Source organism: Pseudomonas kermanshahensis (assembly GCF_014269205.2).
Classification (GTDB): Bacteria; Pseudomonadota; Gammaproteobacteria; order Pseudomonadales; family Pseudomonadaceae; genus Aquipseudomonas; species Aquipseudomonas kermanshahensis.
In genome coordinates this window covers 382,518-408,544 of the sequence record NZ_JABWRY020000002.1, presented here as the reverse complement: position 1 = coordinate 408,544, position 26,027 = coordinate 382,518, and the positions used below count along the sequence as shown (strand labels likewise).

The following is a 26,027-nucleotide window of genomic DNA, read 5'->3' as shown; positions in this document are numbered from 1 at the left end:
GCTAAACATTCACCGGCGAACACCTTGTAGCCCAATACCTATCCATCAGGCCAAAAAAAGGGCCAACCCCTGCCAAGAGATGTGGCCCATAAGCTCTCAAAGAGAGTCACTTGCCTGAAGAGGATTGCCGAATCAGCGCGCGGTAATCACCGCCAGTTTGCTGATCCCCGCACGTTCAATCGCCGCCATGGCCCGCGCCACTTCGCCGTAGTTCACGCCATCATCGGCCTGCAACTGCACACGAACTTCCGCGTCCTTGGCCTTGGCCGCCTTGAGGTTGGTCTCCAGCAGGTCCGGCTGGATCTCGTCCTTGTTGATGAACAACTTGCCAGCCCCGTCGATGCTCACCACCAGCGGGTCTTTCTGCTCCACCGGTGCCACCGCCTCGGTCTTGGGCAGGTTGATGGGGATGGCGTTGGTCAGCAGCGGCGCAGTGACGATGAACACCACCAGCAGCACCAGCATGACGTCCACCAAGGGCGTGACGTTGATTTCACTGAGGACTTCGTCGCTGTCCTGGGTCGAAAAGGCCATATCAGGACGCCTCCTTCACCGGCTGGGTGAAACCGGCCTGGGCTTTGTGCACGGCAGGGTGCACCAGTACCCGGAAGGCACTCTTCTGCGCCAGGCTGTAGAAGTCATGGGCGAAGTCGTCCAGGTCTGCTGCAGTCAGCTTGAGGCGGCGCAGGAAGTAGTTGTAAACCAGTACCGCTGGCACCGCGACGGCGATACCTACCCCCGTGGCCACCAGTGCCGCGCCGATCGGCCCGGCCACGGTCTCGAGGCTGGCGGAACCTGCCGCACTGATACCCTTGAGCGCTTCCATGATGCCCCACACGGTGCCAAACAAGCCGATGAAGGGCGAGGTACTGCCGATACTGGCGACCACCGCCAGGCCGGTTTCCAGCGAACGGCGCTCGCGGACGATCTGCTGGCGCAGAGCGCGTTCGAGGCGGTCCTGGTGGTTGATGGCGTGGCTCAGGTCGTTGGCCTGGGTGGTATCGCCGACGGCAATAGCGGCATAACCGGACTGCGCAACGCGGGCGGCTGGGCCAGGCAGCTCATGGCTGATTTCGGCGGCCGAGTCCAGGCTGGAGGCTGCCCAGAATTGCTGGTGGAAGCGTTTGTCCTGGTTCTTCAGCCGCACGAACTGCACGACCTTGACCAGGGCCAGGCCCCAGGTGACGACAGAGAAACCAACCAGCAGCCAGATGACTGCGCTTTCAACGGATTCGAGGGGGGATGCCAACAGGCTCATGATGATGTCTTCCTATGTTCTGCTGATTCTGTGAAATGCGTTAGCGAAGCTTGAAGTCGATTGGCACGCTGACCCACCCGGTCTGGGCCACGTCGCCTTGCTTGGCGGGGACGAAGCTCCAGCGCTTGACGGCGGCCAGCGCAGCGGCGTCCAAGGCATCGCGGCCACTGCTCTTCTGCACCTGGATCTGCCCCGGTTTGCCACTGGGCAACACCTCGACGCGCAACAGCACGGTGCCTTCCCAGCCGCGGCGCTGGGCCATCTGCGGGTACTCTGGCGCCGGGTTCTTGAGGTACGCGGCGTTGGCTGAAGCCGGTGTCACCGGCGCCGGCGCGGGTGGCGCAGGGGCTGGCGGTGCCGGGGCTGCAACGGGTGGCGGTGGCGGTGCCTCGACCGGTTTCGGCTGCGGCTTGGGCGCCTGCTTGACCACAGGTTTAGGGATCGGTTTTGGCTTCGGTTTGGGCTTGGCGGCCAGCTCGTCGACTACCGGTGGCGGCGGCGGTGGCTCGACCACCGGCGGCGCGGGTGCCGGGGGTGGCGGCTCGACCACGGGCGGCGCAGGGGCGGCGAACTCGATGGTCATGGGTGGCACCTGGGGCGGCACCACGGGCAGCTCAGGCGTCGGTGCCTGGCTGACCCAGTAGGCGGCGGCGCCGTGCAGCGCCAGTACCAGCAGCGCCAACGCCAGCTTGTCGCGGCGCTTGAGGCCGCTGGCAGGCGTGCGTTGCAGGCGCTGCTGGCCAAGCGGAAGACGAAGCGTGCGTCCAAGCTCGACCAGGTCGCCCGGTGCCGGGCGCCATGGCTGGTCGTAGGCTCTGACGGCCGTCTGGACATTACCCATTGATCAAACTCCTGGGGTCTCGATTCAGGTGTGTGGCTGAATCATCGGGGCCAGAGGCTTATCTCTTAAAGTAATGTTTCAAATTATGGTTAGAACTTAATTGAATATTGTTTTTGAGCGATCGTGTGAAAGCCACGGATTTCGCGGGCTGTGGGCTGGAGGGCGATTAGCGATGCTTTGTGGGCATGCAAAATATTCGCGTAAGGCATGAGATTGCGGCGAGGGCTGCGCCCTCGATTCGCAGCACAAGGCTGCTCCTACAGGGAATCGCGGTGCAGCATTGTGCTGCGGAAGGGTGCGAAGCAGCCCCAGCAATCCACCCGGCAATAAAAACCCGGGACAGAGCCCGGGTTCGATACGCTGGGGTAGCTTAGATATCCGCCACCTTCTGCCACACCTTCGGCCTGAAGAACAGCGTCTCCCCGCGTGCCAGGCCGGTCAAGCTGTCGTGGTCCTTGACCACTTCGGCCTCGATCAGCTCGCTCTGCCCTTCCACCTTCAAGGTCACCCGGGTGGTCGCGCCCAGCGGGCGGATATCGCGCACCTCGGCGGCATGGTGGCCTTCGGTTTCATGGCGCGACAGCGACACTTCGTGCGGGCGGAACAGCACGTGGTGGCCTTCGCTCAAGGCCAGGCGGTTGGAGTCGCCGAGGAAGTGGTAGACGAAGTCGTTGGCCGGCTGCTCGTAGACTTCACCCGGCGAGCCGATCTGCTCGATCACACCCTTGTTCATCACCACGATGCGGTCCGCGACTTCCATGGCCTCTTCCTGGTCATGGGTGACGAACACCGACGTCAGGTTGATATCTTCGTGCAGGCGCGCCAGCCAGCGGCGCAGCTCTTTACGCACCTTGGCATCCAGGGCACCGAACGGCTCGTCGAGCAACAGCACCTTAGGCTCTACCGCCAGGGCGCGGGCCAGGGCGATACGCTGGCGCTGGCCACCGGAAAGCTGCTCGGGGTAGCGGTCGGAGAGCCAGTCGAGCTGGACCATGTTCAGCAGCTCATGCACCTTTTCGGCAATTTTGCTTTCGCTCGGGCGCTCGCCCTTGGGCTTCATGCGCAGGCCGAAGGCGACGTTGTCGAACACGCTCATGTGGCGGAACAACGCGTAGTGCTGGAACACGAAGCCGACGTTGCGATCACGCACGTCGTGGCCAGACACATCCTCGCCATGGAACACGATGCTGCCGTCATCCGGTGTTTCCAGGCCGGCAATGATGCGCAGCAGGGTGGTCTTGCCGCAGCCGGACGGGCCGAGCAAGGCCACCAGCTCACCGCTGTGGATATCCAGGTTGATGTTGTCCAGGGCCTGGAAGCTGTTGAAGCGCTTGCTGACGTTACGAACTTCGATCGACATGAATTATTCCTCCGCAGCGCTATGGCGCAGGCGGTTAATACGGTTCTCGCTCCACTGCTTGAGCAGCAGGATGAAGAGCGCCAGGATCAGCAACAGGCTGGCCACGCTGAAGGCCGCGACGTGGTTGTACTCGTTGTAGAGGATCTCCACGTGCAGCGGCAAGGTGTTGGTAACGCCGCGGATATGGCCGGACACCACCGACACCGCGCCGAACTCACCCATCGCCCGCGCCGTACACAGCACCACGCCGTAGATCAGGCCCCATTTGATGTTGGGCAGGGTCACATGCCAGAACATCTGCCAGCCATTGGCGCCCAGCAGGCGCGCGGCCTCTTCTTCCTGGGTGCCCTGCTCTTGCATCAGCGGGATCAGTTCACGGGCAACGAATGGCACGGTAACGAAGATCGTCGCCAGGACGATGCCCGGCAGCGCGAACACAATCTGAATGTCATGGTCCTGCAGCCAGGGGCCGAACAGGCCCTGCGCGCCGAACATCAGCACGTAGACCAGGCCCGCGATCACCGGCGAGACCGAGAACGGCAGGTCGATCAGGGTCACCAGCACGCTCTTGCCACGGAAGGTGTACTTGCTCACGCACCACGCCGCGCTGACGCCAAACACCAGGTTCAGCGGCACCGAGATGGCCACGGCAAACAAGGTGAGCTTGAGCGCCGACAAGGCGTCGGGCTCGAAGATCGCCTCGAAGAAAGTGCCGAAACCGTTTTTCAGCGCCTGCGATACCACGATCACCAGCGGCAGCAGCAAGAACAGCGCGAACACCAGCCAGCCAAGGCCGATCAGGATGCGCCGCGAGGTGGCGCTGCCACGGCGGGCGGCATTGGCGGCGGCGGTAGCGCTCAGGGATGAACTAGACATAGCCGGCCTCCTTCAAGGGGTTTCGATGCGGCGCTGCAGCAGGTTGATCAGCAGCAGCAGGATGAAGGAAACCACCAGCATCAGCACGCCGATGGCAGTCGCTCCGGTGTAGTCGTATTGGTCGAGCTTGACCATGATCAGCAGCGGCAGGATCTCGGTCTTCATCGGCATGTTGCCGGCAATGAAGATCACCGAACCATACTCACCCACCCCACGGGCGAAGGCCAGGGCAAAGCCGGTCAGCCAGGCAGGCAGCAGTGCCGGAGCCAGGATGTGGCGGAACACCTGCAGCGGCTTTGCGCCCAGGCAGGCGGCGGCTTCTTCGACTTCACGCGGGATGTCGGCCAACACCGGCTGGACAGTGCGCACCACGAACGGCAGGGTCACGAAGGTCAGCGCCAAGGTGATGCCAAGCGGTGTGTAGGCGATCTTGAAGCCCAGGTCGGTGGCGAACTGGCCAACCCAGCCCGCCGGGGCGTACAGGGCTGTCAGGGCGATACCGGCCACGGCGGTAGGCAGGGCGAACGGCAGGTCGATCATCGCGTCGATGATCTTGCGCCCGGGGAAGGTGTAGCGCACCAGTACCCAGGCCAGCAGCGTACCGATCACACCGTTGATGATGGCGGCGAACAGGGCGGTGCCGAAACTCAGCTTGAGCGCGGCGATGACCCGCGGCGCGCTGATGATGTTCCAGAACTGCTCCCAGGTCAGCTGCGAGGCATGGATGAACATGGCCGCCAGCGGAATCAGCACAATCAGGCTGAGGTACACCAAGGTGTAACCCAGCGTCAGCCCGAAGCCGGGTATGACGGGGGAAATACGACGTGACATAAGTATCCCTGGTTGAACGCACGAAGCCCGGAATCAATCCCGGGCCGGTGCAGGCTTCTGAATCTTGGGGCTGCTGTGCAGCCCATTCGCGGCACAAGGCCGCTCCCACAGGGGAGCGCGGTTCCTTGTGGGAGCGGCCTTGTGCCGCGAATGGGCCGCACAGCGGCCCCGTTTTTCCATAACCGCTTACTGTGCCTGATAGATCTGGTCGAACACACCGCCATCATTGAAGAATTTAGGTTGTGCAGTCTTCCAGCCACCGAAGTCCTTGTCGATGGTGACCAGGTCCAGTTTCGGGAATTGCTTGCCGAATTCGGCAGCGACCTTCTCGTCACGTGGGCGGTAGAAGTTCTCGGCGGCGATCTTCTGCCCAGCCGGGCTGTACAAGTGCTTGAGGTATTCGGTGGCAATCGCAGTATTGCCCTTCTTCTCAGCGTTCTTGTCGACCACGGCCACCGGTGGCTCGGCCAGGATCGACAGCGACGGCACGACGATTTCGAACTTGTCGGCGCCACCGTCTTCCTTCAGCGCCAGGAAGGCTTCGTTTTCCCAGGCCAGCAGGACGTCGCCCTGGCCGTTGTTGACGAAGGTGATGGTCGAGCCACGGGCGCCGGTATCGAGCACCGGCACGTGCTTGAACAGCTCTTGCACGTAAGCCTTGGCCTTGTCTTCGCTACCGCCGGTCTTCAGGCCATAAGCCCAGGCGGCGAGGAAGTTCCACCGGGCGCCGCCAGAGGTTTTCGGGTTCGGGGTGATGACCGAGACGTCTTTTTTGATCAGGTCGCCCCAGTCTTTGATGCCTTTCGGGTTGCCCTTGCGCACCAGGAACACGATGGTCGACGTGTACGGGGTGCTGGCGTCCGGCAGGCGGGTCTGCCAGTTGTCCGGCAGGGTCTTGCCGAGCTTGGCGATTTCGTCGATGTCGCCGGCCAGGGCCAGGGTCACCACGTCGGCGCGCAGGCCATCGATTACAGCGCGGCCCTGTTTGCCCGAGCCACCGTGGGATTGCTGGATCTTCACCTTGTCGTCCGGGTGGGACTGCTGCCAGTGCTTGATGAATTCGGCGTTGTACTGTTGGTACAACTCACGGGTCGGGTCATAGGACACGTTCAGCAGTTCGTAGTCCTTGGCGATTGCGGAACCGGCAAAAACAGCACTGGCCAGGGCGGCGAGCGCATAACGGCGGATGGACATGGTGAAGCTCCCGATTGGCATTTTTCTAGTTTTAGAGGTGTGGCGCGATCAGCCGGTCTTGTTGCCGGGCTGTTGCAGGCGGAACTTCTCCTTGCGCTCGATCTGGACGACCTGAGCGTTGTGCACGGTAATCTCCACCGCACCGAAACGCAGATCGCGCAGGGCGCTCTGGATCTCACGCAGAATGGTGGCTTCGTCCTGACCGTCGATGCTACGCAGAGATGCACTCATGCTCGTTCTCCTTGGAGTGAGGTTGCCGGGCAGAGGTTTGAAGGGGATTTGCGCCTGGCTTGAGGGCAATAGTAGTGAGGCGGGGATATTCTTAAAAATACTGTTTAAGAATGTTTATATAACCGTTTTTACAAGCCACACATTTCCCCTGTAGGAGCAGCCTTGTGCTGCGAAGAGGCCGGTACATTCACCTTCAAAAACGGATGGCTGTACCGGCCTCTTCGCAGCACAAGGCTGCTCCCACAGGGGGATGCGTGGTCAGGATGAGTGTTTTTCAGGCTCGCGGATTTTGTACCAGGCCACATACAGCGCCGGCAAAAACAGCAGCGTCAGCAAGGTGGCCACGATGATCCCGCCAATCATGGCGTAGGCCATCGGCCCCCAGAACACCTCGCGGGCAATCGGGATCATGCCCAAGCTGGCCGCGGCCGCCGTCAGCAAGATCGGCCGCCGCCGGTGGTTGGTGGCCTCCACCACCGCATCCCACGGTGACAACCCCTGCGCCTCGAACTCATCGATCTGGGTCACCAGGATCACCGAGTTACGAATGATGATACCGGCCAGGGCCAGAATCCCGAGAATGGCCACAAAGCCCATCGGCGTACCCGTAGGCACCAACGCCAGCACCACCCCGATCAAGCCCAACGGCGCCACGCTGACCACCAGGAACAACTTCTGCACGCTGTGCAGCTGGATCATCAGGAAGGTCGCCATGAGGAACAGCATCAGCGGAATGACCTTGCGGATCGGCCCTTGCGCCTTGGCGCTCTCCTCCACCGTACCGCCGGTCGCCACCTCGAAGCCGACCGGCAGTTTGCTGGCGAACTCGTCGATCTTGGGCTTGAGCTGAGCGACCAGGTCGGTGGGCTGGATGTCGCCATTGACCGACGCCTTGATGGTGATGGTCGGCTTGCGATCACGCCGCCAGACCAACGGCTGTTCCAGCTCGTAACGCACCGTGGCGAAGGCCAGCAGCGGAATCGAGGTGCCATTGGGGGTGAGGATCTGCAGGTTCTGCAAGGTATCGGGCGAGCCACGCTCGCTGTCTTCGGCACGGGCGACCACGTTGACCAAGTAGATGTTGTCGTTGACCTGGGTAATCGGCACGCCGGTGACGATGCTGTTCATCACGTTGGCCACGTCTTCGGACGACAGCCCCAGCTGACGCGCTTTGTCTTGGGCAATCTCGATGCGCAGCACTTTGCCCGGCTCGTTCCAGTCGTAGATCATCTCGCCGATGTGCTCGTTGGCATCGAGCAAGGTGGCGAGCTCGATGGCGTGCTTGCGCACCTGGTCGATGTCCTGGCCGCTGACCCGGTACTGGATCGGCCGGCCCACCGGCGGGCCCATCTCCAGCGATTGCACGTTGGTGCCGATGCCGACGAACTCTTCGCGCAGCAGTTTCTGCAGGCGATCCATCATACCCTGGCGCTCTTCGAAGCCTTTGCTGACGATCACCAACTGCGCGTAGTAGGGGTTCTGCAATTGTTGGTCGAGGGGCAGGTAGAAGCGGATCGCGCCCTGGCCAATGTAGGTGCTCCAGCGCACCAGGTCCGGGTCGTCCTTGATCCTGGCCTCCAGCCGGTCGACGACTTTACGGGTCTCTTCGATCGAGGCGTTTTGCGGCAGGTTGAGGTCGACCAGAATTTCGGGCCGGTCGGATGAAGGGAAGAACTGGTTCTGCACGAAGCGCTCGCAGAATATCGCCAGCGCGAACAGCAGCACGGTGCCAATGATGGTCAGCCAGCGGTTGCGCATGCACCACAGCAGGCCGCCCTCGAATGCCCGGCCTACGCGCCCGGGTTCGGCCTCGTGGGCTTTGACCTTGCTGCTGAGGATATGCACACCCAGCACCGGGGCGAAGAACACCGCCACCACCCACGACACGATCAGCGCCACGGCGATCACCGCGAACAGTGTGTAGGTGTACTCACCTGCCGAACTGGCGTTGAGCCCGATCGGCACGAAGCCGGCCACCGTCACCAGGGTACCGGTCAGCATCGGAAACGCCGTCGAGGTGTAGGCAAAGGTCGCGGCCTGCTCTTTGCTCTCGCCCATTTCCAGGCGTGTGACCATCACCTCCACGGTGATCATCGCATCGTCCACCAGCAGGCCCAGGGCGATGATCAAGGCGCCCAGCGAGATCCGTTGCATGGTGATGCCGCTGTACTCCATGAACACGAAGACCATGGCCAGCACCAGCGGGATCGAGCAGGCCACCACCAGCCCGGCGCGCACGCCGAGGCTGACGAAGCTCACCGCCAGCACGATCACCACGGCCTCGAAGAGTGCGCTGGTAAAACCACCCACCGCCTGTTTGACCACCACGGCCTGGTCGGACACGGTGTGCACACCCACCCCCACCGGCAAGTCGGCGATCACGCTGTCCATCTTCTTCTTCAGCGCGGCGCCGAACACCTGGATGTTACCGCCCGCCTTCATGCCGATGGCCAGGCCAATGGCGGTCTGGCCGTTGTAGCGGAACATCGGTGACGGCGGGTCGACGTAGCCGCGCTCGATATCGGCAATGTCGGCAAGGCGGAAGAAGCGGTCATTGATCCTCAGGTTGACCGTTTCCAGGTCCTTTTCGGAGGCGAACTGGCCGGTGGTGCGCACCGAAATACGTTCGGGGCCCGCCTCGATAACCCCTGCCGGGGTCACCGCGTTCTGCGATTGCAGCGCCTGCATGACCTGGCGCTGGTCGATACCCAAGGCTGCCAGTTTGCGGGTGGAGAAGTTAAGGTACAGCACTTCGTCCTGGGTGCCGACCAGCTCGATCTTGCCGATGTTGGGCACTTCGCGCACTTCGGCGCGGGCCTGCTCCACGTAGTCCCGCAGTTGCCGCAAGGTCAGGCCATCAGAGGTGAAGGCATAGATCGAACCGAACACATCACCGAATTCATCGTTGAACGCCGGGCCCTGGATGCCCTCGGGGAATTGGCCGCGGATGTCCTGGATCTTCTTGCGCACCTGGTACCAGATGTCCGGGATGTCCTTGGCCTTGGTGGTGTCGCGCAGGTACACGTAGACCGTTGACTCGCCCGGGCGGGTGTAGCTTTTGGTGTAGTCGAGCGAATCCAGCTCTTCGAGCTTCTTCTCGATGCGGTCGGTGACCTGGTACAGGGTTTCATCCTGGGTCGCACCGGGCCAGCGGGTCTGGATGACCATGGTCTTGATGGTGAACGACGGGTCTTCCTCACGGCCCAGGTTGAAGTAGGAAAAAATCCCCATCAGCAAGCCGACGAACATCAGGTACCAGACGAACGATTGATGCTTGAGCGCCCATTCGGACAGGTTGAAGCTTCCTTTCATTGCGCATCCTCGTCGAAGGTGACCTTCTGGCCAGGCTTGAGGCTGTTGACGCCGGCAGTCACCACGCGCTCGCCTGGCTGCACGCCGGAGGCGATGACGATGTGTTCGCGGGTGCGGTCGATCAAGGCGACATCCCGGGTCGCCACGGTTTTCTGCTGCGTGTCGATCACCCACACCTGGGTCTTGCCGTCACGCTCGAGCAAGGCGCTCAGGGGCAGTTCACTGCGCGGCGTGACCGCAGAACTCAGGCTCACGCTGATCGCGGTGCCAAGGTGGAAGGCGGCAGGTGTGCTGGCCAGGGTCAGGCGTGCACGCCGGGTGCGCGTGGTGGCGTCGGCTTGCGGTTCCAGCTCGCGCAACGAGGCCGTGGTGTTGATGCTGGGGTCGAGCTGCGAGGCCACGGTGAAGGTGAGGCCCTTGTCGAGTTGCTCGCCCACGCCGATCGGCAGGTCGATCACGGCTTCCTTGACGTCTGGCCGGGCCAGGGTCACGACAGCCTGGCCCGCCGTTACCGTTTGCCCAGCTTCGGCCTGCCAGGCAGTGATCACCGCCGCGTGGTCGGTGCGCAGGGTGCTGTAATCAAGCTGGTCACGCGCCTGGCTGACCGCCGAGCGTGCCTGCTCCAGCGCCGCACCGGTGGTTTTCAGGTTGGTCTGGGCAATGTCCAGCTGGGCCTGGGCGCCGACACCGCGGTCGTACAGCTGCTGCTGACGGCGCGCGTCGGCCTGGGCGTTTATCCACTGCGCCTGGACCTTGGCCAAGTCGCCTTCGGCGGCGCGCAACTGGTTCTGCTGGTCGGTGGGGTCGAGGGTGGCCAGTGTGTCCCCAGGTTTCACCTGCGCCCCCACATCAAGCCAACGCCGGGCAATACGCCCGGACACGCGAAAGCCCAAGGTGCTCTCGAAGCGCGCCTGAATGCTGCCGGCAAAGCGCCCAAGTTGCGCTTGCACCTGCGGTTCGACCTTCACCGAAAGCACCGGCCGAACGGGCTCGATCGCTTCTTCCTCAGAGCTGCAAGCAACCAGCAACAGCCCGACCGGGAGCATCAACAGCAAGCGCTTCATGGCGCATCCCCCGCAGCCTTTTCATCGATTTTTTCAACCTGCATGCCGGGGTGCAGCAATTGCCCGCCATTGACCACCACGGTCTCCCCGCCTTTGAGGCCTTTGGCGACCACGATCTTGCCGGTGAGGTAGCGCGCCACTTCAACCTTGCGCAGTTCGACCTTGTCGCCCTCGCCCACCACCCAGACGGCAGGCTCATGCAAGGCCTTGGTCAAGGCCGACCAGGGCAGCTCGATGCTGGAGCGCCCCTGGGTATTGGCAGTGGCCGTCACCGGTGAGCCCAGCTGCATGCCGGGCGGCACGTTGCGCAGGCCAACCTTGACCTGCACCGTGCCACTTTGCGCTGAAACGGTTGGCGTCACTTCGCGAACGAAGCCTTGCGCCTGGACGTTGGGGTCATCGAGCAGCTTCACGATCACCCCCTCATCGCTTGGCGGTGCCACCAGCAACGATTCATACACGTTGAACACTGCATCACGGTCGCCATCGCGGGCGAAGCCGAAGATCGGCATGGTGGCCTGCACCACTTGGCCGACCTCGGCCTGGCGCTCGGTGATCACGCCGGCGGCTTCGGACACCAGCGCGGTGTAGCTCAGCTGTTCATTGGCATTGGCCAGCTGCGCCTGGGCGGCCTTGAGCGCGCTCTGGTTGCTGCGCAATGCGGCTTCGGCGGAGTCGTACTCGCTCTGGCTGGTATAGCCCTTGGGCAGCAGCTTTTGCTGACGCACGAAAGCCGCGGCCGTCTGCGTCACGCGCGCTTGGGCGGCGAACACCTCGGCCTTGGCCGAGTCGACGTTGTTCTGCAGGTCTTTCGGGTCTAGCCGTGCCAGTACCTGGTTGGCCTTGACGTGATCGCCCACATCGACGCTGCGCGAAATGATCTTGCCGCCCACACGGAACGACAAGTCGGTTTGCACCCGCGCTTGTACGTCGCCGGTCAAGGTCACCCTGGCAGCGAAATCGGTAGGCTGGACCTGTTGCACACCGACCCGAGGCAGCATCTCGGGGGTTTCTTCCTTGCTACAGCCGGTGAGCATGTACAGCACACTCAGGCCTGCCAGCACCAGTGGACGCGTCACCCTCATGCAGGCTCCTAGCTTGCGCACAAATGATTTGTGAGATGCGACTGTCAGCGTAGTTCAGGGTTCAGTAAACGGCGATACGGCCTGTTCGCCATATACCAAAGCGCCCCATGCTCACCACAGGAGTCAATGGCGGGTTGATGTGCTGAGTTCACGGGCCTCTTCGCGGGCAAGCCCGCTCCCACAGGAAATTCCACTGGCTTGAAACTGTGATGTACCTGGAAAGTCCACTGGCTTGAAAGCTGTGGTGTACCTGTGGGAGCGGGCTTGCCCGCGAAGAGGCCTTTCGAGACACAGAGCCATCCCTGCCATATCCAGAAACCATCAGCCACCGTGCAATGCCACATCAACCGCTATGTTTCAGGGGGACTTCGCCATCAAGGAAGATCCCGATGTGTCCAGCCCAATCCAAACTGCTTCGCCGGGGCCGCTTTTCAGAACCCGGCAGGCTCTACCTGCTGACGACGATTACCCATCAGCGCATACCGCTGTTTCACGACTTCCATCTTGCTCGCCAAGTGGTTAGGCAGCTACGCCTCTCGGATCACAATCAGGACTTCCGGTCATTGGCCTGGGTGGTGATGCCGGACCATCTGCATTGGTTGGTCGAGTTGAAAGAAGTGACCTTGAGTACGCTGATGCGCAGGTTCAAGTCCCGTACAGGGATAGCGCTGCGCAGAGCAGGCGTAAGGCACAAGCCAATATGGCAGGCAGGCTATCAAGACCATGCACTGCGGCGAGAAGAGAGTGTGGTGCATGTCGCCCGGTACATTGTTGCCAACCCCATGCGGGCGGGGCTGGTCGACAGTGTCAGGGAATACCCCCACTGGGATGCAGTGTGGCTTTGAATTCGTGCTGAAACATTCGCGGGCAAGCCCGCTCCCACATGAACACCACAGACCTCAGGCTTGTGGATATCCCTGTAGAAGCGGGCTTGCCCGCGAAGAGGTGGGTCAGACCGGCGCAGCTGCTGCCGTCGGGCGCTTGACCTGTGGCTGCGAGACGTTTGCCGCAGCCCCTTCTTCGATGGCCTGCTGAATCGCCTTGCGACGGTGCTCTTCAGCGCGGCGGCTGAAGTACCAGACCATGAAGGTCACCAGCGACACCGACAACAGGATCAGGCTGGCCACGGCGTTGATCTCTGGCTTCACGCCCAGGCGCACCGCCGAGAACACTTCCATCGGCAAGGTGGTCGAGCCCGGCCCGGACACGAAGCTCGCCAGCACCAGGTCATCCAGCGACAGGGCAAACGACATCATGCCGCCCGCCGCCAGCGATGGCGCGATCATCGGGATGGTGATCAGGAAGAACACCTTCCACGGCTTGGCACCCAGGTCCATCGCCGCTTCCTCGATCGACAGGTCCAGCTCACGCAAGCGCGCCGACACCACCACCGCCACGTACGCCGCACAGAACGTGGTGTGGGCGATCCAGATGGTGACGATGCCACGCTCTTGCGGCCAGCCGATCATCTGCGCCATGGCCACGAACAGCAGCAACAGCGACAGACCGGTGATCACTTCGGGCATGACCAGCGGCGCGGTGACCAGGCCGCCGAACAGCGTGCGGCCCTTGAAGCGGGTGACCCGGGTCAGCACGAAGGCCGCCAGGGTACCCAGCGCCACCGCTGCCACCGCCGTGTAGCAGGCGATTTCCAGCGAGCGCATCACCGACCCCATCAGCTGGGTGTTGTCGAGCAGGCCGACATACCACTTGATCGACCAGCCCCCCCACACTGTCACCAGCTTCGAGGCGTTGAACGAGTAGATCACCAGGATCAGCATCGGCAGGTAGATGAACAGCAAGCCGAGCACCAGCATCAGCTTGGAGAAACTGAAGCGCTTCATGCCCTGCCCTCCATTTCTTTGGCCTGGCTGCGGTTGAACAGCAGGATCGGCACGATCAGGATCGCCAACATCACTACCGCCAGCGCGGACGCTACCGGCCAGTCACGGTTGTTGAAGAACTCTTGCCACAGCACCTTACCGATCATCAGGGTTTCCGGGCCGCCCAGCAGTTCTGGGATCACGAACTCGCCCACTACTGGGATGAACACCAGCATGCAGCCCGCGATGATGCCGTTTTTCGACAGCGGCACGGTGATCTTCCAGAAGCTGTTGAAGGTGCTCGAACCCAGGTCCGATGCGGCTTCCAACAGGCTCGGGTCGTGCTTCACCAAGTTTGCGTACAGCGGCAGGATCATGAACGGCAGGTACGAATAGACCACGCCGATGTATACCGCCAGGTTGGTGTTGAGAATCTGCAGTGGCTGGTCGATCAGCCCCAGCCACAGCAGGAAGCTGTTAAGCAGCCCGTTGTTGCTGAGGATGCCCATCCAGGCGTAGACGCGGATCAGGATCGCCGTCCAGGTCGGCATCATGATCAGCAACAGCAGCACAGTCTGCGACTCTTTGCGGGCGTTGGCGATGGCATAGGCCATCGGGTAGCCGATCAGCAGGCACAGCAAGGTGCTGAAGAAGGCCATCTTCAACGAGCCCAGGTAGGCCGAGATGTAGAGCTCGTCTTCGGTCAACAGGCCATAGTTGGCCAGGTTGAGCACCAACTGGATCTTGTCTTCGACGTAGCTGTAGATCTCGGTATACGGCGGGATCGCCACGTCGGCTTCGGCAAAGCTGATCTTCAACACGATGAAGAACGGCAGCATGAAGAACAGGAACAGCCAGATGAACGGCACGCCGATCACCAAGTGCCGCCCCTCCGGGGTCAAGCGCTGGAAGGCTCGCTTGAGCTTGCGCAGTTTCATGACCGCAGTACCACGCCGCTGTCGTCTTCCCACCACACGTACACTTCATCGCCCCAGGTCGGACGTGTGCCCTGGCGCTCGGCGTTGGCCACGAACGACTGGACGATCTTGCCGCTCGGCAGCTCGACGTAGAACACCGAGTGGCCGCCCAGGTAGGCGATGTCGTGCACCTTGCCGCGCGACCAGTTGTGCTCGCAGGTCGGTTGCTGGGTCGTGACCAGCATCTTCTCCGGGCGCAGCGCGTAGGTGATGTGCTTGTCTTCGACCGACGTGGTGATGCCGTGGCCAACGTAGATCTTGCGTTCCAGTTCAGGGCTGGCAATGATCGCGTGGCCTTCGGCGTCGTCGACCACTTCACCTTCGAACAGGTTGACGTTGCCGATGAACTCGCACACCAGGCGGCTGGTCGGGGTCTCGTAGATGTCCACAGGCGAGCCGATCTGGGCGATCCAGCCCAGGTGCATGATGGCGATGCGCTGGGCCATGGTCATGGCCTCTTCCTGGTCGTGGGTCACCATCACGCAGGTCACGCCCACGCGCTCGATGATTTCCACCAGCTCAAGTTGCATCTGCGAACGCAGCTTCTTGTCCAGGGCGCCCATCGGCTCATCGAGCAACAGCAGTTTCGGGCGTTTGGCCAGCGAACGCGCCAGGGCCACACGCTGGCGCTGGCCACCCGACAGCTGGTGCGGCTTGCGCTTGGCGTACTGGGTCATGTGCACCAGCTTGAGCATCTCGGCCACACGGGCGTCGATGTCCGCCTTGGGCAGCTTGTCCTGCTGCAGGCCGAAGGCGATGTTCTGCGCCACGGTCATGTGCGGGAACAGCGCGTAGGACTGGAACATCATGTTGATCGGCCGCTCGTAGGGCGGCATCTCGGTGATGTCGACGCCATCGAGCAAGATACGCCCTTCGGTGGGGCGCTCGAAGCCAGCCAGCATACGCAGCAAGGTCGATTTGCCGGAACCGGAGCCACCCAGCAGGGCAAAAATCTCACCCTTGCGGATTTCCAGGGACACATCGTCCACCGCTACCGTTTCGTCGAACTTTTTCGTGACCCGGTCGATCTTGACCAGCACCTGCTTGGGTTGCTGGCCACCCTCGAGGGCTTTCTTATAGGCTCCGGAGGCAACTGCCATGAGTGAAACTCCCAACAAGATTTTTGTGCCCGCGCGGCCTGTTCTGCAGGGGCCGCGGCGGGTCTGGATTGTTACTTGCCCGACTTGACCTTGGTCCAGCTACGGGTCATCAAGCGTTGCACCTTGGGCGGCAACTCACTGTTGACGAACATCTTGTCCAGCACTTCCTGCGGTGGGTAAACCGCGGCGTCAGTCCTCACGGCCTGGTCCATCAGGTCGCCAGCCTTGGGGTTCGGGTTGGCGTAACCGACGTAATCACTGACCTGGGCGATAACCTCAGGTTTCAGCAAATAGTTGATGAAGGCATGTGCCTCTTTGACGTTCTTGGCGTCCTTGGGGATCGCCAGCACGTCGAACCAGAGGTTGCCGCCTTCTTTGGGAATCGCATACGCCAGGTTCACGCCCTTCTTGGCTTCTTCGGCGCGGGCCTTGGCCTGGAAGATGTCGCCAGAGAAGCCCGCCGCGACGCAGATGTCGCCGTTGGCAAGGTCGGTGATGTACTTGGACGAGTGGAAGTAGGTGACGTAAGGGCGCACCGCCAGCAGCTTCTGCTCGGCAGCCTGGTAGTCCTTGGGGTTGCTGCTGTTGGGGTCCAGCCCCATGTAGTTGAGCACCGCCGGGAGCATTTCGTCCGCCGAGTCGAGGAAGGCCACACCACACTTGGAGAGCTTCTTCATGTTCTCGGGTTCGAACAGCACAGCCCAGGAATCGATGGTGTCGACGCCCAGCGCAGCCTTGACCTTTTCAACGTTGTAACCAATACCGTTGGTGCCCCACAGGTAAGGCACGGCGTACTGGTTGCCCGGATCGTTCTTTTCCAGGCGTTTCATCAGCGCCGGATCCAGGTTGGAATAATTGGGCAGCAGGCTTTTGTCGAGCTTCTGGAACGCGCCCGCCTTGATCTGCTTGCCGAGGAAATGGTTGGACGGCACTACCACGTCATAGCCGGTGTTGCCGGCCAGCAGCTTGCCTTCCAGGGTTTCGTTTGAGTCGAACACGTCCTGCACGGGCTTGATACCCGTTGCCTTCTCGAAGTCCGCGAGTGTGGTCGGGCCGATATAGTCGGACCAGTTGTAGAAATGCACCGTAGGCGCCGCTTGGACGCTGCATGCCAGCGTCAGGCCCGCTCCAGCCATCAAGGCCTTGCGTAATACAGAAATAGACAAGTGGGTGGTCCTCACAATCAGTGCCTGGGTAGCGGCAATGTGGCCGCACACGCAAAACCGGCGCGCAACTTACCTTCGCAGCTTCGATGCCGCAATCATCAATTGCCTTTCATGGCCTCTGGGCCGGGCAACCCCGGCCCAGAGCGCCTTGCATCGGGCTTACTTGCCCGACTTGATCTTGGTCCAGCTGCGGGTGATCACACGCTGCACAGAAGCGTCAGGCGCAGCGATCGCGTACAGCTGCTTCTTCACTTCGGCAGGCGGGTAGATGCTCGGGTCGCTGGTGATGTCTTTGTCCACGAACTGGGTGGCGGCAGCGTTGCCGTTCGGGAAGCGCACGGCGTTGGTGATCTCAGCCATGATTTCCGGCTGCATCAGGAAGTCCATGAACTGGTAGGCAGCGTCTTTATGCTCGGCATCTTTCGGGATGGCGACCATGTCGTAGAAGGTACCGGCACCTTCTTTCGGAATGACGTAGTCCACTTTGACCTTGTCGCCAGCTTCGTGGGCGCGGGCCTTGGACTGCTCCAGGTCACCCGAGTAACCGACGGCCACGCAGATGTTGCCGTTGGCCATGTCGCCGATGTACTTGGAGGAGTGGAAGTAGGTGATCGAAGGACGGATCTTGAGGAACAGGTCCTCGGCGGCCTTCAGGTCTTCCTTCTTGGTGCTGTTGCTTGGCAGGCCCAGGTAGTGCAGCGCGGCCGGGATCATCTCGGTCGGCGCATCCAGGAAGCTCACGCCGCAGCTCTTGAGCTTGGCGATGTTCTCAGGCTTGAACACCACGTCCCACGAATCGATCTTGTCCACGCCCAGCGCGGCCTTGACCTTCTCCGGGTTGTAGCCAATGCCGATAGAGCCCCACATGTACGGGAAGGCGTGCTTGTTGTCCTTGTCGCTGGCATCGCCAACGGCCTTGAGCAGGTCGGTGTCGAGGTTCTTCCAGTTCGGCAGTTTGGAACGGTCCAGTTCCTCGTACACGCCAGCCTTGATCTGCTTGGCCAGGAAGTTGTTCGACGGCACGACGATGTCATAGCCCGACTTGCCTGCCAGCAGCTTGGCTTCCAGGGTTTCGTTGCTGTCGAAGACGTCATACTTGACCTTGATGCCGGTCTGCTTCTCGAACTTGGCGATGGTGTCCGGAGCGATGTAGTCCGACCAGTTGTAGACGTTCAATACCTTGTCTTCAGCCTGAACAGCGGTCGCCATGGCACCCATCAGGGCGGCGGCCAGCAACGTCTTGCCCATTTTCTTCATGCGTCATGCTCCAGATTTTTTTGATTAGCCATCCGTTCAGCTGCCAGGTCCCGCAGTACACGCGTCGGGCGACTGAAACAGTCGCTAGTCTGGCAAGTTACAAGGCGCTGTTTCAAGGAAAGCAGCCCCTTGTAACCAACTAATGTCACAACGCTAGCCTAGCAGGTGCTCATCTGATCGCTTCGAGGGTCAGGTCGAGGCACTTGCGCGCCTTTTCCACCAGCTCGTCGATCTCTGCATGGCTGATTACCAGCGGTGGCGCGATGATCATGGTGTCACCGACCGCACGCATGATCAGGCCGTTCTCGAAGCAGAAGTTGCGGCAGATCATGCCCACGCCCTTGCCTTCGTAACGGCTGCGGGTGGCCTTGTCCTTGACCAGCTCGATCGCGCCGAGCAGGCCCAGGCCGCGTACCTCGCCCACCAGCGGGTGGTCTTGCAGCTCACGCAAACGCTTTTGCAAATACGGTGCCGCTTCTGTGCGCGCCTGCTCGACGATTTTTTCGTCGCGCAGAATGCGCAGGTTTTCCAGGCCTACGGCGGCCGCGACCGGGTGCCCTGAATAGGTGAAGCCGTGGTTGAAGTCGCCGCCTTCGCTGATCACCTTGGCCACGGTGTCACGCACGATCACACCGCCCATGGGGATGTAACCGGAGGTCAGGCCCTTGGCGATGGTCATCAGGTCTGGCTTGAGGTCGTAATAGTCGGAGCCGAACCACTCGCCGGTACGGCCGAAACCGCAGATCACTTCGTCGGCCACGAACAGGATGTCGTACTTGGCGAGGATCTCCTTGACCTTCGGCCAGTAGGTTTCTGGCGGGATGATCACCCCACCGGCACCCTGGATCGGCTCGGCGATGAAGGCGGCGACGTTGTCTTCGCCGACCTCGAGGATTTTCTTCTCCAGTTGCTCGGCAGCCCACACACCGAATTCGTCCGGGCTCATGTCGCCGCCCTCACCGAACCAGTACGGCTGCGGGATGTGCACGATGCCCGGAATCGGCAGGCCGCCCTGCTCGTGCATGCCGCTCATGCCGCCCAGGCACGCACCGGCGAAGGTGGAGCCGTGGTAGCCGTTGATGCGGCCGATGATGGTCTGCTTGTGCGGTTTGCCCTTGAGTGCCCAATAGTGACGGACCATGCGCAGCACGGTGTCGTTGCCTTCGGAGCCGGAGCCGGTGAAGAACACATGGGTCATGCCTTCCGGCGCCACGTCGGTGATGGCTTTGGCCAGTTCCAGCGCAGGCGGGTGGGCGGTCTGGAAGAACAGGTTGTAGTACGGCAGCTCGCGCATCTGCTTTTCGGCAGCCTGCACCAGCTCTTCACGGCCGTAACCTACCGCCACGCACCACAGGCCGGCCATGCCGTCGAGGATCTTGTTGCCCTCGCTGTCCCACAAATGCACACCCTGGGCCTTGGTGATGATGCGCGGCCCCTTTTCCTTCAGCTGTTTGTAGTCGCTGAAGGGCGCGAGGTGGTGCTCGCCGCTCAGGTTTTGCCATTCACGGGTTTGCGGGTTTTTGACGCTCATGTGCTTCTCCGTTATCCGACAGCCGCGCTCCTGCGGCACCAGGGTTGATCAGACAGCAAACAGCAGGAACTCACGCTCCCAGGAACTGATGACGCGTTTGAAGTTTTCGTGCTCGGCGCGTTTGGTGGCGACGTAGCCAGTGATGAACTTCTTGCCCAGGTATTGGACCAGCGCACGGCTGATTTCCATGCGTTCCAGGGCGTCTTCGATGGTCAGCGGCAGGCGCAGGTTGCGGCGTTCGTAACCACGGCCCTGCACCGGTGCACTGGCTTCGATGCCTTCGACCATGCCGATGTAGCCGCACAGCAAGCTCGCAGCGATGGCCAGGTAAGGGTTGGCATCGGCGCCCGGCAGGCGGTTCTCGACCCGGCGGTTTTGCGGGCCGGCATCCGGTACGCGCAGGCCAACGGTACGGTTTTCTTCGCCCCACTCGACGTTCACTGGCGCCGAGGTGTCGGGCAGGAAGCGGCGGAACGAGTTGACGTTGGGGGCGAACAGCGGCAGCGCTTCGGGGATGAACTTCTGCAGGCCACCGATGTGGTGCAGGAACAGCTCGCTCATGCTGCCGTCTTCGTTGCTGAAAATATTTTTGCCGGTGACCACATCAACCACGCTCTGGTGCAGGTGCATGGCACTGCCCGGCTCGCCGGTCATGGGCTTGGCCATGAACGTTGCGGCCACGTTGTGCTTGAGCGCGGCCTCGCGCATGGTGCGTTTGAACACCAGGATCTGGTCGGCCAGGTGCAGGGCGTTGCCGTGACGGAAGTTGATTTCCATCTGCGCCGTGCCGTCTTCGTGGATCAGCGTGTCGAGGTCCAGCTGCTGCAGTTCGCACCAGTCATAGACGTCCTCGAACAGCGGGTCGAATTCGTTGGCGGCCTCGATCGAGAACGACTGGCGGCCAGTTTCCGGGCGGCCCGAACGGCCTACCGGAGGCTGCAGCGGGAAGTCCGGGTCTTCGCTGCGCTTGGTCAGGTAGAACTCCATCTCGGGCGCGACGATTGGCTGCCAGCCTTTGTCAGCGTAGAGCTTGAGCACTTTTTTCAAGACGTTGCGCGGCGACAGTTCGACCGGGTTGCCCTTCTTGTCGTAGGTGTCGTGGATCACCTGCGCCGTCGGCTCGATGGCCCAGGGCACCAGGAACACGGCGTCTTCGTCGGGGCGGCAGATCATGTCGATGTCGGCCGGGTCGAGCAGCTCGTAATAGATGTCGTCGTCGACGTAGTCACCCGTCACGGTCTGCAGCAGCACGCTCTCAGGCAGGCGCATGCCTTTTTCGGCGATGAACTTGTTGGTCGGCGAGATCTTGCCGCGCGTGATGCCGGTCAGGTCGCTGATCATGCATTCGACTTCAGTGATCTTGTGCTCTTTCAACCAATCGGTGAGCTGGTCGAGGTTGTTACTCATAAATACCTCAGGAGGTAAGGTGGTCCGCGCCTTGATTCTGGATGGAGAAGATTGCTAAAGCAAAAACCCCCACGCAGGAGCACAGTGGATACACTGAAAACAAGCGTGTCCGTAATGAGTTTGAAGGGCAGGAAGGCGAATCGAAGCGTGTGAAGCCGCTACGGGGAATGGTCCGGGTGCGCCAAGCGTCAATTATTGCGGCCAGGGCGGCCACACCGTTGACGGTGCGTGCATGAACGACAGGGGTACCCGACGGCACTGCGCAGGCAGTGCTTTCAGGTCGCGACAAGCGGACCATGTGACCCTCGTATTATTGTGTTCTGGGTTGAATCCGAGCTTAGCCTTGTTCATTTTTTTACACAACACCTCCGTAAAAAATAAAACACGGCACGCTTGAGATAGCCCTTCACGCGGGAAATAGCGGATAATGGTTCGCCCCGATATGCAGCAAATCTGCCGTAGATGTGCCATTTCAGGGCATCATGGGGTTGGCTTGACATCAGTAGGGCTTTTCGATTGACTGGTCTTGCAAGCCCCCCTTGATTGATATTTTTAACAACAAAGGTGTTGCATCATGTCGGTACCCCCGCGTGCCGTTCAGCTTAACGAAGCGAACGCGTTCCTTAAGGAACATCCTGAGGTTCTCTACGTTGACCTTCTGATTGCAGATATGAATGGTGTGGTGCGCGGCAAGCGCATAGAGCGCACCAGCCTCCACAAGGTTTACGAGAAAGGCATCAACCTGCCGGCCTCCCTCTTCGCCCTGGATATCAACGGTTCCACCGTCGAAAGTACCGGCCTTGGCCTGGACATCGGCGACGCCGACCGCATCTGCTATCCCATCCCCGATACGCTGTGCAACGAGCCGTGGCAGAAACGCCCCACCGCACAGCTGCTCATGACCATGCACGAGATCGAAGGCGAGCCGTTCTTCGCCGACCCTCGTGAAGTGTTGCGTCAGGTTGTCAGCAAGTTCGACGACATGGGCCTGACCATCTGCGCCGCGTTCGAGCTGGAGTTCTACCTGATCGACCAGGAGAACGTGAATGGCCGCCCGCAACCGCCGCGCTCGCCGATCTCGGGCAAGCGCCCACAGTCGACCCAGGTGTACCTGATCGACGACCTCGACGAATACGCCGACTGCCTGCAGGACATCCTCGAAGGTGCCAAAGAGCAGGGTATTCCGGCCGACGCCATCGTCAAGGAAAGCGCCCCAGCGCAGTTCGAAGTCAACCTGCATCACGTCCCAGACCCGCTTAAGGCCTGTGACTACGCGGTGCTGCTCAAGCGTTTGATCAAGAACATCGCCTACGACCATGAAATGGATACCACGTTCATGGCCAAGCCCTACCCGGGCCAGGCAGGCAACGGCCTGCACGTTCACATCTCCGTGCTGGACAAAGATGGCAACAACATCTTCACCAGCGAGGATCCCGAGCAGAACGCCGCGCTACGTCACGCTGTCGGCGGTGTGCTCGAGACCCTGCCAGCGTCCATGGCGTTCCTCTGCCCGAACGTCAACTCGTACCGTCGTTTTGGCGCGCAGTTCTATGTGCCGAATGCACCGAGCTGGGGCCTGGACAACCGCACCGTCGCGCTGCGCGTGCCGACCGGTTCTGCAGACGCCGTGCGCATCGAGCACCGGGTAGCCGGCGCCGATGCCAACCCGTACTTGATGATGGCGGCCGTGCTGGCCGGCGTGCACCACGGCCTGACCAACAAGATCGAGCCGGGCACGCCGATCGAAGGCAACTCGTACGAGCAGCTGGAGCAGAGCCTGCCGAACAACCTGCGCGATGCCCTGCGCGAGTTGGACGACAGCGAGATCCTCAACAAGTACATCGATCCGAAGTACATCGACATCTTTGTCGCGTGCAAGGAAAGCGAGCTGGAGGAGTTCGAGCACTCGATCTCCGACCTCGAGTACAACTGGTATCTGCATACCGTGTAATTGAAAACGCCGCCCATCAGGGCGGCGTTTTTCTGAGACCGGTGTCGCCTGCTTCGCGGGGCAAGCCCGCTCCCACAAGCCCTCCGCATGGCTCAGGCCTAGTGAGATTCCTGTGGGAGCGGGCTTGCCCCGCGAAGAGGCCGGTACAGGCTTACAAGGACTTCTCGAAAATCTTGGAGTTGCGCTGGTAGTTGTACAGCGATGCCCGCGCCGCCGGCAGCCGCTCCACGCCACTGGGCGCAAAGCCCCGCTCACGGAACCAGTGCGCAGTCCGCGTAGTCAGCACGAACAACGTATTCAGCCCCATCTGCCGCGCACGGCTCTCGATGCGCTCCAGCAACTCATCGCCCCGCCCGCCATGCCGGTACTCCGGGTTCACCGCCAGGCACGCCAGCTCCCCCGCCTCGGAATCGGCAATCGGGTACAGCGCTGCGCACGCGATGATCATGCCCTCGCGCTCGACCACACTGAACTGCTCGATTTCCCGCTCCAGCACCTCGCGCGAACGGCGCACCAAGATGCCCTGCTCTTCCAGCGGGCTGATCAGCTCCAACAGGCCGCCCACATCCTCGATGGTCGCCTCACGCACGACTTCGAACTGCTCCTGCGACACCAGCGTGCCGCCGCCACCGCGGGTGAACAGCTCGGTCAGCAGCGCGCCGTCTTCGGCATAACTGACGATATGGCTACGCGCCACGCCGCCCTTGCAGGCCTCGGCGGCCGCATCCAGCAATTCGCCCTGGTAGTCGCTGCCCAGGCGCAGCAAATGCGGCGCCACCTGTTGTGGCCGCAGCTCACGCACCAGCTTGCCCTGCTCATCCAGCAGGCCCGGTTCGGCGCCGAACAACAGCAACTTGTCGGCACCCAGCTCGATGGCCGCGCGGGTGGCCACGTCTTCGCAAGCCAGGTTGAAAATTTCGCCTGTGGGCGAATAACCCAACGGCGACAGCAATACGATGGAACGCTCGTCGAGCAGGCGGCTGATGCCTTTGCGGTCGACCCGGCGCACTTCGCCGGTGTGGTGGTAGTCCACACCCTCGAGCACACCGATCGGCCGCGCCGTGACCAGGTTGCCGGACGCCACGCGCAGGCGCGAGCCCTGCATCGGCGAGGCGGCGATGTCCATCGACAGGCGTGCTTCGATGGCCAGGCGCAAGGCACCCACGGCATCGATCACACAATCCAGGGTCGCCGCATCGGTGATGCGCATGCCACGGTGGTAGTGCGGGGTCAGGCCACGGTCGGCCAGGCGGCTCTCGATCTGTGGGCGCGAGCCATGCACCAGCACCAGCCGCACGCCCAGGCTGTGCAACAGCACCAGGTCGTGGACGATGTTGCCGAAATTAGGGTGGTCCACCCCATCGCCAGGGAGCATGACTACAAACGTGCAGTCGCGATGGGCATTGATGTACGGGGAAGCATGACGCAGCCAGTTGACGTAATCGGGCATGACAGGGCCTGTGGATAAGTGGACGGAGAACGGCGATACAGGGGGCGTTCAAGATCATCGTCGGAACAGGCTTGCGGTCACGCGCGGTCTCCTCTAGGCAGGAACGAATAAGCTCAATGGACGTTTAGTGCAGGCAATAGTGCCGAATCAAGTCACGCAATAGACGCACGGTAGGCTCGATTCGTGACATTTCCAGGTACTCGCCGGGCTGATGGGCACAGGCGATGTCGCCAGGGCCCAGCACGATGGTCTGGCAGCCCAGCTGCTGAAGATAAGGTGCTTCGGTGCCAAACGCTACCGCTTCGGCGCGGTGACCGGTCAGGCGTTCGGCCACCTGTACCAGCTCGGCGTCCGCAGCCTGCTCGAAGGCAGGCACTTCCGGGAACAGCGGGGCATAGTCGATGCGCACCTCGAACCGCTCCGCCACCGGCGCCAGCTTCTGGCGAATCGCTGCCCGCAGTTGCTCGACATCCATCCCCGGCAACGGCCGCAGGTCGAATTCCAGCGCGCATTGGCCGCAGATACGATTGGGGTTGTCGCCGCCATGGATGCAGCCGAAGTTCATCGTCGGTGTAGGCACGGTGAACTGTGGGTTGCGGAAGGTTTGCTGCCATTCGCCGCGCAACTGCATCAGTTCGCCCATTGCGGCGTGCATGGCTTCCAGGGCGCTGCGGCCGAGGGATGGGTCCGACGAATGGCCGCTGCGCCCGAGGATGTCGATGCGGTCCATGAGGATGCCCTTGTGCATGCGGATCGGCCGCAGGCCCGTGGGCTCGCCGATCACTGCGGCGCGGCCCAACGGTTGGCCGGCCTCGGCCAAGGCACGCGCGCCGGACATGGAGCTTTCTTCGTCGCAGGTGGCGAGAATCAGCAGCGGCTGCTTGAAGTCATGCTCCAGCAACGGCACCACCGCCTCGATGACCAAGGCGAAAAAGCCCTTCATGTCGCAGCTGCCCAGGCCCACCCAACGGCCATCGACTTCGGTCAGCTTCAGCGGGTCGCTCGACCACAGCTGCTCGTCATAGGGCACGGTGTCGCTGTGCCCCGCCAGCACCAGGCCACCCGGGCCGGTGCCACGACTGGCCAGCAGGTTGAATTTGCCGGGGCTGACCTGCTGGATGTCGCACGTGAAACCCAGGTCACCCAACCAGCCGGCCAGCAGGTCGATGACCTGACGGTTGGACTGATCCAGCGCAGGCTGGGTACAACTGACCGAAGGTGCGGCGATCAAAGCGGCGAACTGGTCTTTCAGCGTCGGCAACGGCATGCCTGTACTCCTCGGAAGCGTTGCCCATCATAGGACCATCTGCCGT

23 protein-coding genes are annotated in these 26,027 nt (G+C 61.9%); 3 read left to right on the top strand and 20 right to left on the bottom strand.

Going from position 1 to position 26,027, the window contains the following annotated elements; translation table 11 throughout:
* Window positions 1–132: 132 nt before the first annotated feature.
* The 11 genes from HU764_RS26315 to HU764_RS26265 form a co-directional block, all read right to left on the bottom strand.
* Entirely contained in the window at window positions 133–534 is a 402-nt protein-coding gene (locus tag HU764_RS26315; protein WP_027592267.1) for an ExbD/TolR family protein, read from the bottom strand.
* A gap of 1 nt (window position 535) precedes the next feature.
* Complete coding sequence (locus tag HU764_RS26310; protein WP_099430730.1) at window positions 536–1,258, bottom strand: MotA/TolQ/ExbB proton channel family protein; 723 nt, start codon at window positions 1,256–1,258, stop codon at window positions 536–538.
* A 40-nt stretch (window positions 1,259–1,298) separates the two neighbouring features.
* A complete protein-coding gene (locus tag HU764_RS26305) occupies window positions 1,299–2,099 on the bottom strand; it encodes an energy transducer TonB (RefSeq protein ID WP_186703101.1) in 801 nt (266 codons plus the stop codon).
* Window positions 2,100–2,469: 370 nt separating this feature from the next.
* A complete protein-coding gene (locus HU764_RS26300) occupies window positions 2,470–3,459 on the bottom strand; it encodes a sulfate/molybdate ABC transporter ATP-binding protein (RefSeq protein WP_027592264.1) in 990 nt (329 codons plus the stop codon).
* Between the two features lie 3 nt (window positions 3,460–3,462).
* On the bottom strand, window positions 3,463–4,335 hold the full coding sequence (cysW, locus tag HU764_RS26295) for a sulfate ABC transporter permease subunit CysW (RefSeq protein ID WP_027592263.1): 873 nt from the start codon (window positions 4,333–4,335) through the stop codon (window positions 3,463–3,465).
* 12 nt (window positions 4,336–4,347) lie between these two features.
* The gene (gene cysT / locus HU764_RS26290) at window positions 4,348–5,166 is read right to left on the bottom strand and encodes a sulfate ABC transporter permease subunit CysT (RefSeq protein ID WP_012274724.1); all 819 of its coding nucleotides are present in this window, start codon (window positions 5,164–5,166) and stop codon (window positions 4,348–4,350) included.
* 186 nt (window positions 5,167–5,352) lie between these two features.
* Window positions 5,353–6,360, bottom strand: a complete 1,008-nt coding sequence (locus HU764_RS26285; protein WP_033702118.1) for a sulfate ABC transporter substrate-binding protein — start codon at window positions 6,358–6,360, stop codon at window positions 5,353–5,355.
* 48 nt (window positions 6,361–6,408) lie between these two features.
* Entirely contained in the window at window positions 6,409–6,591 is a 183-nt protein-coding gene (gene oscA, locus HU764_RS26280; RefSeq protein ID WP_003258557.1) for a sulfur starvation response protein OscA, read from the bottom strand.
* A 258-nt stretch (window positions 6,592–6,849) separates the two neighbouring features.
* Entirely contained in the window at window positions 6,850–9,903 is a 3,054-nt protein-coding gene (locus HU764_RS26275; RefSeq protein WP_186681397.1) for an efflux RND transporter permease subunit, read from the bottom strand.
* Complete coding sequence (locus tag HU764_RS26270; RefSeq protein ID WP_186703100.1) at window positions 9,900–10,967, bottom strand: efflux RND transporter periplasmic adaptor subunit; 1,068 nt, start codon at window positions 10,965–10,967, stop codon at window positions 9,900–9,902. Before HU764_RS26270 ends, HU764_RS26275 begins: the two co-directional genes overlap by 4 nt.
* Window positions 10,964–12,052: an efflux RND transporter periplasmic adaptor subunit gene (locus HU764_RS26265; protein ID WP_186703099.1), complete on the bottom strand. Its 1,089-nt coding sequence runs from the start codon at window positions 12,050–12,052 to the stop codon at window positions 10,964–10,966. The genes HU764_RS26270 and HU764_RS26265 overlap by 4 nt, the downstream gene beginning before the upstream one ends.
* 389 nt (window positions 12,053–12,441) lie before the next feature.
* On the opposite strand from HU764_RS26265, the gene HU764_RS26260 reads away from it, so the two are divergent.
* Window positions 12,442–12,897, top strand: a complete 456-nt coding sequence (locus HU764_RS26260) for an REP-associated tyrosine transposase (RefSeq protein ID WP_186703098.1) — start codon at window positions 12,442–12,444, stop codon at window positions 12,895–12,897.
* Window positions 12,898–13,002: 105 nt separating this feature from the next.
* Here the strand turns inward: HU764_RS26260 and HU764_RS26255 are convergent, their stop codons facing one another.
* From HU764_RS26255 to HU764_RS26225, 7 genes are all read right to left on the bottom strand, one after another.
* Window positions 13,003–13,896, bottom strand: coding sequence for an ABC transporter permease subunit (locus HU764_RS26255; protein WP_027592258.1), 894 nt, complete (start codon window positions 13,894–13,896; stop codon window positions 13,003–13,005).
* Window positions 13,893–14,813 (bottom strand): ABC transporter permease subunit, encoded by a 921-nt coding sequence (locus HU764_RS26250; RefSeq protein ID WP_027592257.1) that lies wholly within the window; start codon window positions 14,811–14,813, stop codon window positions 13,893–13,895. Before HU764_RS26250 ends, HU764_RS26255 begins: the two co-directional genes overlap by 4 nt.
* Entirely contained in the window at window positions 14,810–15,952 is a 1,143-nt protein-coding gene (potA, locus tag HU764_RS26245; RefSeq protein WP_027592256.1) for a polyamine ABC transporter ATP-binding protein, read from the bottom strand. Before potA ends, HU764_RS26250 begins: the two co-directional genes overlap by 4 nt.
* Before the next feature lie 71 nt (window positions 15,953–16,023).
* Window positions 16,024–17,118: a polyamine ABC transporter substrate-binding protein gene (locus HU764_RS26240; RefSeq protein WP_099430737.1), complete on the bottom strand. Its 1,095-nt coding sequence runs from the start codon at window positions 17,116–17,118 to the stop codon at window positions 16,024–16,026.
* A gap of 159 nt (window positions 17,119–17,277) precedes the next feature.
* Window positions 17,278–18,375 (bottom strand): polyamine ABC transporter substrate-binding protein, encoded by a 1,098-nt coding sequence (locus HU764_RS26235; RefSeq protein ID WP_027592254.1) that lies wholly within the window; start codon window positions 18,373–18,375, stop codon window positions 17,278–17,280.
* A 169-nt stretch (window positions 18,376–18,544) separates the two neighbouring features.
* On the bottom strand, window positions 18,545–19,906 hold the full coding sequence (locus tag HU764_RS26230) for an aspartate aminotransferase family protein (RefSeq protein ID WP_099430739.1): 1,362 nt from the start codon (window positions 19,904–19,906) through the stop codon (window positions 18,545–18,547).
* Between the two features lie 48 nt (window positions 19,907–19,954).
* Window positions 19,955–21,313 (bottom strand): glutamine synthetase family protein, encoded by a 1,359-nt coding sequence (locus HU764_RS26225; RefSeq protein ID WP_027592252.1) that lies wholly within the window; start codon window positions 21,311–21,313, stop codon window positions 19,955–19,957.
* A 41-nt stretch (window positions 21,314–21,354) separates the two neighbouring features.
* On the opposite strand from HU764_RS26225, the gene HU764_RS26220 reads away from it, so the two are divergent.
* Both HU764_RS26220 and HU764_RS26215 read left to right on the top strand, forming a co-directional pair.
* The gene (locus HU764_RS26220) at window positions 21,355–21,549 is read left to right on the top strand and encodes a hypothetical protein (RefSeq protein WP_225876673.1); all 195 of its coding nucleotides are present in this window, start codon (window positions 21,355–21,357) and stop codon (window positions 21,547–21,549) included.
* A 338-nt stretch (window positions 21,550–21,887) separates the two neighbouring features.
* Window positions 21,888–23,264 (top strand): glutamine synthetase family protein, encoded by a 1,377-nt coding sequence (locus HU764_RS26215; protein WP_027592251.1) that lies wholly within the window; start codon window positions 21,888–21,890, stop codon window positions 23,262–23,264.
* A gap of 151 nt (window positions 23,265–23,415) precedes the next feature.
* Here the strand turns inward: HU764_RS26215 and argA are convergent, their stop codons facing one another.
* Both argA and argE read right to left on the bottom strand, forming a co-directional pair.
* Window positions 23,416–24,714, bottom strand: a complete 1,299-nt coding sequence (gene argA, locus HU764_RS26210) for an amino-acid N-acetyltransferase (protein WP_027592250.1) — start codon at window positions 24,712–24,714, stop codon at window positions 23,416–23,418.
* Between the two features lie 124 nt (window positions 24,715–24,838).
* Window positions 24,839–25,981 carry an acetylornithine deacetylase gene (argE, locus tag HU764_RS26205; RefSeq protein WP_186681408.1) on the bottom strand — a complete coding sequence of 381 codons (1,143 nt, stop codon included), beginning with the start codon at window positions 25,979–25,981 and terminating at the stop codon, window positions 24,839–24,841.
* Window positions 25,982–26,027: the final 46 nt, after the last annotated feature.